This is a genomic window from Bradyrhizobium sp. SZCCT0148 (genome assembly GCF_018129985.1).
In the GTDB taxonomy this organism is placed as follows: Bacteria; Pseudomonadota; Alphaproteobacteria; order Rhizobiales; family Xanthobacteraceae; genus Bradyrhizobium; species Bradyrhizobium japonicum_H.
This window is the reverse complement of sequence record NZ_JAFCKT010000006.1, coordinates 25617-39517: the sequence shown is the minus strand read 5'-3', so window position 1 is coordinate 39517 and position 13901 is coordinate 25617. Positions and strand designations below refer to the sequence as shown.

Annotated in this window: 14 protein-coding genes; 6 read left to right on the top strand and 8 right to left on the bottom strand. The window is 64.7% G+C overall.

Going from position 1 to position 13901, the window contains the following annotated elements:
- Positions 1-2: 2 nt before the first annotated feature.
- The 5 genes from paaE to JQ580_RS19355 all read left to right on the top strand — a co-directional run bounded on the left by paaE (position 3) and on the right by JQ580_RS19355 (position 5157).
- Positions 3-1085: a 1,2-phenylacetyl-CoA epoxidase subunit PaaE gene (paaE, locus tag JQ580_RS19375; protein WP_212281805.1), complete on the top strand. Its 1083-nt coding sequence runs from the start codon at positions 3-5 to the stop codon at positions 1083-1085.
- 101 nt (positions 1086-1186) lie between these two features.
- Complete coding sequence (gene paaI / locus JQ580_RS19370; protein ID WP_212281797.1) at positions 1187-1636, top strand: hydroxyphenylacetyl-CoA thioesterase PaaI; 450 nt, start codon at positions 1187-1189, stop codon at positions 1634-1636.
- 38 nt (positions 1637-1674) lie between these two features.
- Entirely contained in the window at positions 1675-3006 is a 1332-nt protein-coding gene (paaK, locus tag JQ580_RS19365; protein ID WP_212281795.1) for a phenylacetate--CoA ligase PaaK, read from the top strand.
- A gap of 64 nt (positions 3007-3070) precedes the next feature.
- Positions 3071-4075, top strand: a complete 1005-nt coding sequence (locus tag JQ580_RS19360; RefSeq protein ID WP_212281784.1) for a quinone oxidoreductase family protein — start codon at positions 3071-3073, stop codon at positions 4073-4075.
- Positions 4076-4077: 2 nt separating this feature from the next.
- Positions 4078-5157 carry a YeeE/YedE family protein gene (locus JQ580_RS19355; protein ID WP_212281782.1) on the top strand — a complete coding sequence of 360 codons (1080 nt, stop codon included), beginning with the start codon at positions 4078-4080 and terminating at the stop codon, positions 5155-5157.
- Between the two features lies 1 nt (position 5158).
- Here the strand turns inward: JQ580_RS19355 and JQ580_RS19350 are convergent, their stop codons facing one another.
- The 5 genes from JQ580_RS19350 to JQ580_RS19330 are packed head-to-tail and all read right to left on the bottom strand — an operon-like array spanning position 5159 to position 9909.
- Positions 5159-6382, bottom strand: a complete 1224-nt coding sequence (locus JQ580_RS19350) for a bifunctional alpha/beta hydrolase/OsmC family protein (protein ID WP_212281780.1) — start codon at positions 6380-6382, stop codon at positions 5159-5161.
- 26 nt (positions 6383-6408) lie between these two features.
- The gene (locus tag JQ580_RS19345) at positions 6409-7068 is read right to left on the bottom strand and encodes a sulfite oxidase-like oxidoreductase (RefSeq protein WP_212281778.1); all 660 of its coding nucleotides are present in this window, start codon (positions 7066-7068) and stop codon (positions 6409-6411) included.
- Between the two features lie 3 nt (positions 7069-7071).
- The gene (locus JQ580_RS19340) at positions 7072-8394 is read right to left on the bottom strand and encodes an MFS transporter (protein ID WP_212281777.1); all 1323 of its coding nucleotides are present in this window, start codon (positions 8392-8394) and stop codon (positions 7072-7074) included.
- Between the two features lie 28 nt (positions 8395-8422).
- Entirely contained in the window at positions 8423-9643 is a 1221-nt protein-coding gene (locus tag JQ580_RS19335) for a cytochrome P450 (RefSeq protein ID WP_212281776.1), read from the bottom strand.
- 56 nt (positions 9644-9699) lie between these two features.
- On the bottom strand, positions 9700-9909 hold the full coding sequence (locus JQ580_RS19330) for a ferredoxin (RefSeq protein WP_007607931.1): 210 nt from the start codon (positions 9907-9909) through the stop codon (positions 9700-9702).
- A 157-nt stretch (positions 9910-10066) separates the two neighbouring features.
- Here JQ580_RS19330 and JQ580_RS19325 point away from each other — a divergent pair, with 157 nt between their 5' ends.
- A complete protein-coding gene (locus JQ580_RS19325) occupies positions 10067-10714 on the top strand; it encodes a TetR/AcrR family transcriptional regulator (RefSeq protein WP_212281774.1) in 648 nt (215 codons plus the stop codon).
- Here the strand turns inward: JQ580_RS19325 and JQ580_RS19320 are convergent.
- From JQ580_RS19320 to JQ580_RS19310, 3 genes are all read right to left on the bottom strand, one after another.
- Positions 10711-11361: an aspartate/glutamate racemase family protein gene (locus JQ580_RS19320; RefSeq protein ID WP_212281772.1), complete on the bottom strand. Its 651-nt coding sequence runs from the start codon at positions 11359-11361 to the stop codon at positions 10711-10713. The two genes, JQ580_RS19325 and JQ580_RS19320, sit on opposite strands and share 4 nt — an antisense overlap.
- A 165-nt stretch (positions 11362-11526) precedes the next feature.
- Positions 11527-12540 carry an amino acid ABC transporter substrate-binding protein gene (locus tag JQ580_RS19315; protein WP_212281771.1) on the bottom strand — a complete coding sequence of 338 codons (1014 nt, stop codon included), beginning with the start codon at positions 12538-12540 and terminating at the stop codon, positions 11527-11529.
- 10 nt (positions 12541-12550) lie between these two features.
- Positions 12551-13900 (bottom strand): aspartate aminotransferase family protein, encoded by a 1350-nt coding sequence (locus tag JQ580_RS19310; RefSeq protein WP_212282107.1) that lies wholly within the window; start codon positions 13898-13900, stop codon positions 12551-12553.
- Between the last annotated feature and the right edge of the window lies 1 nt (position 13901).

Genomic DNA, 13901 nt, shown 5'->3' with positions numbered 1-13901 from the left:
CCATGTCGGCAGCCGCACCCCGATTCCACCGCCTGGCCGTCAACGACCTTCGCCGCGAGGCGGCCGACGCCGTTTCGATGACCTTCGCCATCCCTGGCGAACTCGCGCGCGACTATGCCTTCACACCTGGCCAATATCTCACGCTCCGCACGACGCTGGACGGTGAAGAGGTGCGCCGCTCCTATTCGATCTGCTCCGGCCCCGACGATGGCGAGATCCGCATCGCGGTGAAGAAAATTGATGGCGGTGCGTTTTCGAACTGGGCCGCCGATGAACTCAAATGCGGCGACGAACTCGACGTGATGACGCCGACCGGCCGCTTCGGCGCGGTCGCGCCGGCGGACACGGGGCGGATCCATGTCGGCTTTGCCGCAGGCTCCGGCATCACGCCGATCCTGTCGATCGTCAAGGGCACTCTGGCGCGGGAGCCGGGCAGCCGGTTCTTCCTGTTCTACGGCAACCGCACCACCGACAACATCATGTTCCTCGAAGCGCTTGAGGAGCTGAAGGATCGCTTCATCGATCGCCTCTCGATCTTCCATGTCATCTCGGGCGAGGAGCAGGACATCCCGATCCTGCATGGCCGGCTCGACGGCGACAAGGTGAGGGTGCTGCTGCGCTCGCTGGTGCCGGCGAGCAGTGTCGATCATGTCTATGTTTGCGGACCCCTCGGCATGAGCGAGGACATCGAGACAACCTGCCGCGAGCTTGGCATCGCGGAAGACCGCATCCACGTCGAGCGCTTCGTCTCCGAATTCGGCGGCAAGCCGCGGCCGAAGAAGGCGGTTGCGCCCGACGCGCCGCCGAAGGCGATCGCCTCGCTGATCATCGACGGCAAGCGTCGCGACGTTCCGGTGGCCGAGGACGAGGCGATCCTCGATGCTGCGTTGCGCGCCGGCGTCGACCTGCCCTTCGCCTGCAAGGGCGGCATGTGCTCGACCTGCCGCGCCAAGCTGGTCGAAGGACAAGCGCCGATGGACATCAACTATTCGCTGGAGCCGTGGGAACTGAAGGCCGGGTTCGTCCTGACTTGCCAGGCCAAGCCGTCGTCGGAGCGGATCGTCGTCGATTACGACCACGTCTGAGCAGGCGTATCAGGTCCCGCCAATGCAAATGCGTCGCATTATTTGACAGTTTCCGCCAACCAGCACAACATCATGGGCAAACATCTCGCCGGGAGAAGCGTGTGAACGTCAAAGCTGCCCTGTCGCCGGAGGATATTGCCCGCGCCTGCGCTGAGGCGATGTGGGCGGAGGACGATGCCTCCAAGGGACTCGGCATGGAGATCGTCGAGATCGGCCCCGGCTTTGCAACGCTCGCCATGAATGTGCGGCCGGACATGGTCAACGGCCAGCGTATTGCCCACGGTGGTTTCATTTTCACGCTCGCCGATTCCGCGTTCGCTTTCGCCTGCAACTCGCACAATGAACGCGTGGTCGCGGCGCAAGGCCAGATCACCTTCATCAAGCCGGGCAAGCTCGGCGACCGCCTTGTTGCGAAGGCACGCGAGGTCACGCGCGGTGGCCGCTCCGGCATCTACGACGTTCGTGTTACCTCAGGCGAGACCGTCATCGCGGAATTCCGCGGGCACTCGCGTGTCATTCCCGGTACCTGGCTGCCGACGCAAGACAAATAGACAATAAGAAAAGTACAAATCAATGGTGGGAAACGAAGATGGCTGTGACGAAGCTCAAGGAAGGCGGCAACGCCTATAGCGCCGAGATGGACGCGCATGAGCGCGCCTCGCGCGACGAGATCATGTCGCTGCAGAAGCAGCGGCTGGCCTGGTCGCTGAAGCACGCCTATGACAACGTCGCGCATTATCGCAAGGCCTTCGACGAGGCCGGCGTGCATCCGTCGGATTTTCGCGAGCTCTCCGATCTCGCAAAAGTTCCGTTCACGGTAAAAACGGATCTGCGCGATAATTATCCCTTCAACATGTTTGCCGTGCCACGCGAAAAGCTGGTGCGCGTGCATGCGTCCTCCGGCACGACCGGCAAGCCGATCGTGGTGGGCTACACGCAGCGTGATATCGATATGTGGTCGGACGTGATGGCACGCTCGATCCGCGCCGCCGGCGGCCGCACCGGCATGATCATCCACAACGCCTATGGCTATGGTCTCTTCACCGGTGGGCTTGGCGTGCATTACGGCGCCGAAAAGCTCGGCTGCACAGTGGTGCCGATCTCGGGCGGCATGACCGAGCGGCAGGTGCAGCTCATCAACGATTTCAGGCCTGATATCATCACGGTGACGCCGAGCTACATGCTGGCGATCCTGGACGAGTTCAAGCGGCAGAAGCTCGATCCGCGCCAATGCTCGCTCAAGGTCGGCATCTTCGGGGCCGAACCCTGGACCAATGCGATGCGCGGGGAGATCGAGGACGCGTTCGACATGGACGCGACCGACATCTACGGCCTTTCCGAGGTCATCGGTCCCGGCGTCGCGCAGGAATGCATCGAGACCAAAGATGGCCTGCACATCTGGGAGGACCATTTCTACCCCGAGGTGATCGACCCTGAAACGGGTGCGGTGCTGCCCGACGGCGAGAAGGGTGAGTTGGTCTTCACGTCGCTCACCAAGGAAGCCTTTCCCGTGATCCGCTATCGCACCCGCGACCTGACGCGGCTGCTGCCGGGCACGGCACGTCCGGGCATGCGTCGCATGGAGAAGGTGACCGGGCGTTCCGATGACATGATCATCCTGCGTGGTGTCAACCTGTTCCCGACCCAGATCGAGGAGGTGCTGCTCGCGACCGATTGGTGCGGCGGCCACTTCATTCTGGAACTGACCCGCGAAGGCCGCATGGACGAGCTCACCATCATCGCGGAGGCGCGATCCGAAAGCTGGGATGGCCGCGGTCTGCTCGACCATGCCGATAGGGTTTCGACCCACATCAAGAACACCATCGGCATCAGCTCCAGGGTGCAGGTGGTACCGCCCGCCACGCTGGAACGCTCGCTCGGCAAGGCGAAACGCCTTTACGACAAGCGGCCCAAGGATTGATTCGACCGATTGACTTGGGTCTCCCCAAAGGCGACAAGGCCCGCGAGAAATCGCGGGTCTTTTCATGTCGCCAGGCAATCCAAAAGCCGTCGAAGCACGCTGCGTGCGCCTCAACGCCAAGGCCGAGAACGCGGCTGCGGTTGCGCCGGTGGTCGAGCGTCATACGCTGACGCGCGGTCCGAACGATGTCCTGATCGAGGTGAGGGCGGCCGCCGTCAATCCCTCCGACGTCAAGGCAGCGACCGGGTTGATGCCCTATGCCGTATTCCCGCGCACACCGGGCCGGGACTATGCCGGCGTGGTGATCGAGGGACCGGCCGGCACCATTGGCCGCGAGGTGTTCGGCTCTTCCGGCGATCTCGGCATCCGCCGCGACGGCACCCATGCTACCCATCTCGTCGTCGAGGCCGATGCTGTCGTCGAGAAGCCTCAGTCCGTGTCGTGGGAGGAGGCCGCCGGCATCGGCGTGCCCTTCGTCACCGCGATGGAGGGTTTTCGTCGTGCGGGCGTGCCGAAGAGCGGTGAGGCCGTCCTGGTGTTCGGCGTCAATGGCAAGGTTGGTCAGGCCGCGGTGCAGATCGCGACCTGGCAGGGCGCGCGCGTCATCGGCGTGGTGCGCAAGGCGGAAGCCTACGAAGGCCACACCAATGGCCCCATCGAGGTGATCGACGCGTCCGCGACCGACGTCGCCACGCGCGTGCGCGAATTGACCGGCGGCAAGGGCGCCGACATCGTCTTCAACACGGTCGGCGATCCGTATTTCCAGGCCGCGCACAAATCGCTCGCCTTGCGCGGCCGCCAGATCCTGATCGCCGCGATCGACCGCATCGTGCAGTTCAACATTCTCGAGTTCTATCGGGGCCAGCACACCTATGTCGGCATCGACACGCTCGGCCTGTCGTCGGCCGCGACAGGCGCGGTGCTGCGCGATCTCGGCCCGGGCTTTGCGAGCGGGCAGCTAAAGCCTTTCCCGATCAAGGCGAATGCCGTCTATCCGCTCGAGCGCGCCAAGGAGGCGTATGTTGCGGTCGCCGGCTCCTCGCGGGATCGCGTGGTCCTGAAGCCGTAATCATGGACGCGTCCGCAGCACCCGTCATTGTCGCCGGCCTCGCCATCGGCGTTGTCTACGGCGCCGTCGGCCTGCTCAGCGGCTTTTGCCTGATGAGCAGCATGCGCGGCTGGCTTGCGGAGGGAGACCGGCGGCTGGTGCGGACCTATGCGCTGGCGATCGCGGTTGCGATCGCCGCCAGCCAGTTCCTTGCGGGCAACGGCATGGTCGATTTGGGCAAGTCGATCTACTTGCAGCAGACGTTTTCGGTGCCGGTGCTGTTCCTCGGCGGCCTGCTGTTCGGCTACGGCATGGTGCTGTCGAACGGCTGCGGCTCGCGTGCGCTGGTGCTGCTTGGCCGCGGCAATCTTCGTTCCTTCGTCGTCGTGACCGTGCTCGCCATCGCCGCGCAGATGACGATCAAGGGTCTGATCGCACCGGCGCGCATCGCGCTGGTTGGGGCGTCGCAAACCACCGTCAGCGTTAACTCACTGCCGTTGCTGCTGGCGAGGCTTGGCCCAACCGAAGCGCTTTCGCGTGCGCTGGCTGCCGCCGTGCTCGTCGTCGTGCTGACCCTGTTTGCATTCGCGCATCCGGTGTTCCGGCGCTCGCCGGGCCAGATCGCGGCAGGAATTATTGTCGGCCTGCTTGTCGCCGCCGGCTGGTTCGTCACCGGCTATCTCGGTGCCGATGAGTTCAATCCGGTGCCGGTGACCTCGCTCACGTTCATCGCGCCGATCGCCGACAGCCTGCAATATGCCATGCTCTCGACCGGCCTGACGCTCAATTTCGGCGTTGCGACGGTCGCCGGAGTCTTCGCCGGCAGCCTGATCACCGCACTCGCCACGGGCCGCTTCAAGCTTGAAGGCTATTCCTCGCCGCGCCACATGCTGCGCTCGGGCAGCGGCGCCGCGCTGATGGGCATCGGTGGCGTGATGGCGTTCGGCTGCTCGATCGGGCAGGGGCTCACGGGCGTGTCGACCTTGGCGCTGGGCTCGTTCGTCGCGCTCGCCGGCATCCTGCTTGGCACGACCGCAGGTTTGCGTGGTGTGCTGCGGGTTCAGCCGCTCAAGCCAGCCGGGGCTGGTTCGCCGGCCGCTTGAGCTAGTCCACGGCCTTCGTCACGATGCGGATTTCCGACGTCAATGTCCGGTGCACCGGGCACTTGTCGGCGATCTCCATCAGCTTCTTGCGCTGCTCGGCATCCAGCGCGCCGTCGATTGCGATATCGCGCTCGATCTGGTCGAGCATGCCCTCCCGCGTCTCGCACTCCTCGCAATCCTTGGCATAGATTTTCGAGTGCTTCAGCGTGACCGTGACGCGATCGAGCGGCAGCGACTTGCGGTCGGCATAGAGCCGCATGGTCATGGAGGTACACGCGCCGAGGCCGGCGAGCAGGAGATCGTAGGGCCCGGGGCCGGCGTCCGCGCCGCCGGCTGACACAGGCTCGTCCGCCACAAGGCGATGCGGCCCGACGGTGATCATCTGGTTGAATTTGCTCTTGCGGGTTTCCTGCACCACGACCTTCCGCGGCTCGTCCGGGAGCTCCATCGTCTTCGACCGTCGCGCCGTGTCGATATAGCGGCTGGCCCAGGCCGCGATCATGTCGGCGGCATAGAGCGCGTCAGCGGGCTTGGCGAGCAGATGATCGGCATGGTCCAGCGAGACGAAGCTCTTGGGGTGCTTTGCCGCAACGAAGATCTTCGTCGCATTGTCGATCCCGACGGTGTCGTCGACCGGCGACTGCATGATCAGCAGCGCCTTGTGCAGGCCGGTGATGTCTTTCATCAGTTCGTGCTCGGCCACGTCGTCGAGGAATTCCCGTTTGATCCGGAATGGGCGTCCTGCCAGCGAGACTTCGACCTCGCCTTGTGCGCGGATGTTGTCGATATGCTCCCTGAAGAGGCCGGTGACATGCGCCGGATCGGACGGGGCCGCGATGGTCACGACAGCCGTGGCGTCGGGAATTCTGCCGGCGGCTGCGAGGATCGCGGCGCCGCCGAGGCTGTGGCCGATCAGGAGCGACGGTGCCTTGCGGGCGTCGCGCAGATGGTCGGCTGCGCGCACGAGATCGGCCACGTTGGACGAAAACGTCGAATTGGCAAAATCGCCCTCGCTCGAGCCGAGCCCCGTGAAGTCGAAGCGCAGCACCGCGATGCCCTTGGTGGCCAGCGCGACCGAGATGCGCTTGGCCGCGAGCGTGTCCTTGCCGCAGGTGAAGCAGTGCGCAAACAGCGCGTAGGCCGCGGGCTCGCCATCCGGCAGCTCCAGCGCGGCTGCAAGCTGATGGCCGCCTTCGCCCGTGAATTGAAAGCGTTCCGTCGGCATGGGCTTCCCCCGTTGCTGCTTGAACTCTAATCGTCTGAATAGCGCTGCTCGGCCCAGGGATCGCCGCGGTTATGATAGCCGCGGACTTCCCAAAAGCCCGGCGCGTCCTCGGTGCGGAATTCGATGGACTGGAGCCACTTCGCGCTCTTCCAGAAATAGAGATGCGGCACGACCAGCCGCACCGGGCCGCCATGCTCCGCCGTCAGCGGCTGGCCGGACCAGCTATGGGCGAGCAGCGCATCCTCGGCGGCAAAGTCTTCCAGCGCGAGGTTGGTGGTGTAGCCGTCATGGGAATGCAACGTCACGAAGCGTGCATCCTCGCGCGGCTGGCAGGCCGCGAGCAGCTCGCGCGTAGCGAGGCCTTCCCACTCATTGTCGTAGCGCGACCATGTGGTGACGCAATGGATGTCTGAGGTGAACCGCGCCTGCTTCTGCGCGGTGAATTCGGCGAAGGTCCAGAACACGGGATTTTCGACCGCGCCGTAGACGTCGAGCCGCCAGCGGTCGCGCGACACCGGCGGCACCACCCCGAGATCGAGCACCGGCCAGTCCTTGGTGAGGTGCTGGCCGGGCGGCAATCTCTGGCCCTCCAGGCGCGTGATCTTTCCAGTGAGAAAGCGGCCCTCGCGCGCCCATTTCTCCTTGCTGCGCGTCAGCTTGCTGTCGGATGGTGTCTCGTCCGCCATGGTCTACTCGTGCCGATGCATTGCCGAAGTATGCTTGGTGTCGCGCATGGTAGCATAGATTACCAGAGACAGGCAGATGATGCCGCTGAGGTAGAAATAGAACCATTCCTCGTGCCCTATGCTCTTGAAATAGAGCGCGATCGCCGGCGCCGTGCCGCCGAAAACGGACACCGTGATGGCGTAGGGCAGGCCGACGCCGAGCGCGCGCACATTGGTCGGGAACAGTTCGGCCTTCACCACCGCGTTGATCGAGGTGTAACCGGCGACGAACAGCCAGGCACAGCAGATCAGGAAGAACGCGACGAAGGGTGACTTGGTCTCCTTCAGCGTCATCAACAGCGGCACCGTCGCGAGCGTGCCAGCGACACCGAAGAAGATCAAGAGCGGCTTGCGCCCGATCTTGTCGGAGATCGCGCCGTAGATCGGCTGCAGGATAGTCGCGAAAATCAACGTGCCGAAGATCACGAATGTGGTCTGGTCTTCCGTCAGTCCGACTGAAAGCTTGACGAAGGTCTGCATATAGGTGGTGAAGGTGTAGAACGCCGCGGTGCCGCCGGCAGTGAGGCCGACGACCAGCAAGAGCTCGCGCGGATACCGCAGCAAATTGGTGATCGAACCGGTCGGCTTCACCACCTTCCTGGCTTCCTCGAACGCTTCCGTCTCGTGCAGGCCGCGCCGCATCACCGCGGCAAAGATCGCGAGCGCCGCGCCGATCGCAAACGGGATGCGCCAGCCCCATGCCCTCAGTTCCTCGGGCGTCAGGAACACCTTTTGCAGGAGCAGCAGCACGATGATCGCGGTGAGCTGGCCGCCGATCAAGGTGACGTATTGAAAGCTCGAATAGAAGCCGCGGTGCTTTGGGTCGGCGACCTCGCTGAGATAGGTGGCGCTGGCGCCATATTCGCCGCCGAGGCTGAGGCCTTCGATGACGCGTGCGAGCGCCAGGATGACCGGCGCGGCGAAGCCGATCGTGGCATAGGTCGGCGTCAGCGCGATGATCAGTGAGCCGAAGCACATGAAGACGACCGAGAGCGTCAGCGAAATGCGTCGTCCGTAATGATCGGCGATGTAACCGAACAGCCAGCCGCCCAGCGGACGCATCAGGAAGGTCGCCGCGAACACCACGGCGACGTTCAACTGCTGCACGACGGGGTCGTTGCCGGGAAAGAACGCGGGAGCGAAATAGAGCGCAAACGCAGTGTAGGCGTAGAAGTCGTACCACTCGACGAGATTGCCGATGGAGCCGATGAAGATCGCCTTGATTCGCCGCCTGGCGTCGGCGATGTCGATGTGGTCGGAGGCCGGTTGGGTTGCTTGGTCAGTCACGTCCGGCCTCTCCGTTGTCTGGAAAGGCCTACATCGCCTTTCCGAGCAAGAATGGCAACTGGCGGGGGCCGCGCACCGTTCCCTGTGACCAAGCCACCGTGCCTGCCGGGTCGAGCCGGAAATCCGGGATGCGCTTGAGCCACTCCTCCAGCGCTACCTGCATCTCCATGCGCGCCAGGTTGGAACCGACACAGCGGTGAATACCGAGGCCGAAGGCGGCATGCCGGTTTTCGCGACGGTCGATCACGACTTTGTCAGCATCTGGAAACATCGCGGGGTCGCGATTTGCGGCCGGGAAGGACAGCAGCACCATGTTGCCCGCCTTGACTGGGCAGCCCGAGATCGTGGTCTCCTTGACCACCTCGCGGGCCATCGTCACCGGAGAATAAGCGCGCAGAAGTTCCTCCACGGCGGTCGGGATCAACCCGGGTTCGGCGATCAGTCGCTCGCGGTCGCCCGGCGTCTTCGCAAGGTGCCAGAGCGAGGAGCCGATCGCGCTCCAAGTTGTGTCGATGCCGGCGATCAGGAGCAGGCGCAGCGAGCCCAGGACGTGGGACTCTTCCAGCGGCTGGCCATCCTTGTCCCGGGCATTCATCAAATAGGAGATCAGATCGTCGGTCGGCTTCGATCTTCGCTCCTCGATATGCGTCCTGAAATAGGCGCTCATTTCCTGCACGGCCTGGAGCAGCTTGCTCTCGTCCTTGATGCCGAGTTCCAGGATCATGTGGATCCAGTTGATGAAGAGATCGCTGTCGCTCTCGGGGATGCCGAGCATGTGGGCGATGGCCCGAACCGGGATATACTTGGCGTAGCGCGCGGCGGCGTCGACCTTGCCGTCCGCGATGAAGCCGTCGATCAGCTCGTTGCAGATCGCGCGCATCCGCGGCTCCAGCTTCTTCATCGCATCGGGCGTGAAGGGCGGCAGCAAGAGCTGTTTGGCCGGCTTGTGCACGGGCGGATCCGAAGTGATCGGCGGCGCGGCATTCCTCGCGACCTCGGGACGGACGTCGCGCACGATGATGCGGCGCGAGGAGAAATGCTCGGTATCGTTGGCGATCTCGCGCACGGCTTCATAGGTTGTCGGCATGTAGCAGCCGAGGAAACGCTCGGTGTGCACCACCGGGCTTGCGGCGCGCAGTTCCTCCCAGATCGGGAAGGGATCCTCGGTCCATTGCGGATCGGTATGATCGAAATCATGAACCCAGTCGGTGACGGGCGGATGGGCGGCGGGCAGACTGGCGTCGGACATGGCGGGAATCCCTTGGCTCGTATTCGCTGATAGGATGCGTGGCGTCAGAGGCCGTGCTACTCCTCGATCACATCGATCGCGATTTCGGGGCAGTTGGATTTCGCAAGCCAGGCTTTGTCCTCGAGACCCGGCGGGACCGTGCCGTCGCCGGCTTCGTGGGCGTTGCCGTATTCGTCGAGTTCGAACAATTCCGGCGCGAGCGCCTTGCAGCGCGCGTGGCCCTGGCATTTGTCGGGATCGACGTGAACCCTCAGTCGCTCTGTCATGCGGCTTCCCCGGTCGTGTGCGCAGGCCCCGAAGGACGGCGCGTTCCTCTTGATAGATTTTGTCAGCGGCACGCTGCCGCCTTTTTCAAAGTTATAGTATATTACATTCGCGACAGGCTTCCCCTGTCAAGCGCAAACTTATAGGCTCGCGCGCAACATGCGCTCACAACTTGCCCGCAAGCCAGAGAAGACCTACCACCACGGCGATCTCCGCGAGGCCCTGATCAGGGCTGCGCTGCGCGAGGCTGAGCACGGCGGGGCCGAGGCGATCAGCATCAAGGCGCTGGCCAAGCAACTCGGCGTCTCGCAGCCGGCGCCCTATCGTCATTTCGCCGATCGCGAGGCCTTGCTTGCAGCGGTGACGGCGGAGGCGTTCCGGCAGCTCAGCGCGATCCTGCGCGATGCAATGGCCAAGCCGTCGGAGCAGTCGAAACTGTCGCGGCTGGCGCAGGCCACACTCGATTTCGGCCTGCGTCGCAACGGTATCTACCGTCTGATGTTCGCCTCGCGCACGGTGTCCTATGCCGCCAAGGGCAGCGAACTGCACGAGGCGACGCGCGAGACGTTTGCACTCGTGATCGACGCGCTGGAAGCGCCTGCGGTCGGGTTATTGCGCGAGCGGCAGGCACTTAAGATCTGGGCGGCGCTGCACGGTGTGGTGATGCTGGCCGAGCAGGGCCTGTTTACCGGTGAGGCCGCGCATGCGACGCGCGAAGAACTGGTCGAGGATTTTGTCAGCGAAACGAAAGCCGCGCTCGCGGCCGCGATCAAGGGCGCGCGGCGGCCAAAAAAGCCCGGGGCCTAAGCTTTCGCCTCCAGCAGCGCCATCAACTTCTCGACCGCGCTGTCAGGCGTCGTGACGACGGGACGGCCGGTAGCTTCCCCAACCAGCTGCGCTGTCGAAGCGATGCTGAACTGTGCGAGGGCAATGACGTCGCAATCGCGCAGGTCCTTTGATGCCTTCACGATCAGCCGGTCATGCGTGGCGCGGTCGCCGCGGTCGAGTGCGGCCAGCGCACCCTCTGCAAGTTTCGGCACCACCTGGACCGAGACCGGAAACTCCGGCGGCATCGAGACCAGCGTCGGCGGGAAGGTCGAGAGCAGGCCGATCCGCTTGCCCATCGTCACGGCGCGCGCGATCATGGCTTCGTTCGGCTTGAGCACCGGCATTGGCGCATGCGCGCGCGCCACCGCCTCGATGCATGGGCCGAAAGCCGAGCAGGTGAACAGGATCCCGTTCGCCTCCGTCGCCGCCGCATAATCGCCGAGCGCAAGGAAGCGCTCGGTCATGGCGTCGTTGAGCACGCCGTCGCGGGCCAAGTCCGCCGACAGGCTGTCGTCGAGCAGGTTCATCAGCCGCGCCTCCGGCCAAGCCTTGGCGAACGACGCTTCGATCGGCGCGATGGAATGCTTGAGGGCGTGGATCAGGGCGATGCGGGGGGGCGTCGTCATTCAATAACTACCTGGTCGGTCTCGTGCCCCGGATGCAGCGCAGCACGAAGCGGTGCGCTGCTGAGCCGGGGCCCATTCTTTGACATCGGAAGCCGTTGGCCTCCTGGGTCCCGGCTCCGCGCAGCGGCGTTGCACGCCGCAGCGCGTCCGGGACACGTGAGACGTTTACTTGAACGGCACCGCGTACATCAAGCCGCCCTTGCTCCAGAGGCCGTTGAGGCCGCGGTCGAGCTTGAGCGGGCTAGCCTTGCCAACATTGCGTTCGTAGATCTCGCCGTAATTGCCGGTGGCCTTGAGCGCGGTGACCAGCCATTTGTTGTCGAGCCCAAGCCGCGAGCCGAGGTCGCCGGAGGCGCCCAGCAGCCGCTGGATCGCAGGAGTCTGAGACTTCGCCATTTCGTCGACATTGCCTTGCGTGACGCCGAGCTCCTCGGCCTCGATCAGGCCGTAATGCAGCCAGGTGATGATGTCGCTCCAGACCTCGTCGCCGTTGCGGGTGAAGGGCCCGAGCGGCTCCTTGCTGATGGTTTGCGGCAGCACGACGTAGTCGGCCGCGTTCGGCGCAGCCGTCGTCACCGCGCCCGCGAGCGCGGAGGCATCCTGGGTCATGGCGTCACAGCGGCCGCCGAAGAACGTTTGGTACATGGTGTCGATGCGGTCAAACACCAGCGGCTTCCAGTCGATGCCGTTGGCGCGACCGTAATCGCCGAGCGTGACCTCATGCGTGGTGCCCTGCGCGACACAGACGGTGGCGCCCTTCAGGTCCTTGATCTCCTTGACGCCGAGGTCCTTCTTCACCACAAAGCCCTGGCCGTCGTAGAAGTTGATCGGGCCCTGGCGCAGGCCGAGCGTTACACCGCGCAAGTAAGTCTGGGTCGAGTTGCGGTAGAGCACGTCGATCTCGCCGGATTGAAGCGCGGTGAAGCGGTTCTGCGCGGTCAGGGAGACGTACTTTACTTTCGTCGCATCGCCGAGCACGCCGGCTGCGAGGGCGCGGCAATAGTCGACGTCGAGGCCCTTGTAATTGCCTTGCGAGTCCGGCGCGGAGAAGCCGGCAAAGCCGGCGCTGACGCCGCATATGAGCGTGCCGCGGCTCTTCACCGTGTCCAGCGTCGCGGCGGATGCGACAACTGTCGATGCAGCGAGCACACCCGCCGCGATAACCACTTTCCTCATCATGCTATTACCCTCAGTGATTGACACTACGCAATACGTTGTCGACGGCTGTGCCGAGCTTGTCGACGATCAGATCGATTTCGTCGGCTGACGCGATATAGGGCGGCGCCAGCAGCACATGGTCGCCGCGCATGCCGTCCACGGTGCCGCCGCCGGGATAGCAGCCGAGCCCGTTGGCGAACGCCTCCGCCTTGATCTTCTGATTAAGCTTGAGCGCGGGATCGAACGAGGTGCGGCTGGCGCGATCGGCGACCAGCTCGATCGCCCAGAACAGGCCGCGGCCCCTGATATCGCCGACATGGCGGTGATTGCCGAAGCGCTCGGTCAGGCGCTGCTCGAGCTGCCTGCCGCGCTCCTTCACGCGGTCGAGCAGGCCGTCTTCGCGGATCACCTCCTGCACCGCCAGTGCGGCTGCGCAGGCGAGGGGATGTGCCAGATAAGTGTGGCCGTGCTGGAACGCGCCCGAGCCGGCGCGGATGGTGTCGATGATCTTGCCGCTCGCGAGCATCGCCCCGATCGGCTGATAGCCGCCGCCGAGCCCCTTTGCGATCGCTTGGATGTCGGGCGCGACGCCTTCCTGCTCCCAGGCGTGCGTGGTGCCGGTGCGGCCCATGCCGCACATGACCTCGTCGAGGATGAGCAGCGCGCCGTGCCGGTCGCAGATCTCGCGCACCGCCCTGAAGTAGCCGTCCGGGGCCGTCACCGCGCCGGCGGTGGCGCCGACGACGGGCTCGGCAAGGAACGCCGCGACGGTGTTGGGACCGAGCCGCTGAAACTCCGCTTCGAGCTCCGCCGCAAGCCTCGCCACGAATTGCGTATCGGATTCACCATCGCGCTTTTCGTGATAGGCAAAGGCCGGTGTCACGTGGCTGAAGGCGGCCGACAGCAGCGGCGCATAGGGCGCGCGCCGCCAGGCGTTGCCGCCGGCGGCCAGCGCGCCCAGCGTGTTGCCGTGGTAGCTCTGTCGCCGCGCAATGAAATGCTGACGCTGCGGCTCGCCGCGCTCGATGAAATATTGCCGCGCAAGCTTGATGCTGGCTTCGATCGCCTCCGATCCGCCGCTGACGAAATAGGCATAGGCGAGGCCGCCGGGTTCATGGCCGACCAGCGTCTCGGCGAGAGCTTCGGCAGGCTCGGACGAGAAGAAGGCGGTGTGCGAATAGGCCAGCGTCGAGGCCTGCTTTGCCATCGCCGCGATCACGCGTGGATGCTGGTGGCCGAGACAGGAAACCGCCGCGCCGCCGGAGGCGTCGAGCACGCGCCGTCCGTTCTCCGCGAAGAGATAGACGCCTTCGCCGCCGATCGCCTTGGGCGGCGTCTCGCGCAACGAGCGGTGCAGCACGCGGCTGGTGCGGGGGGGCATG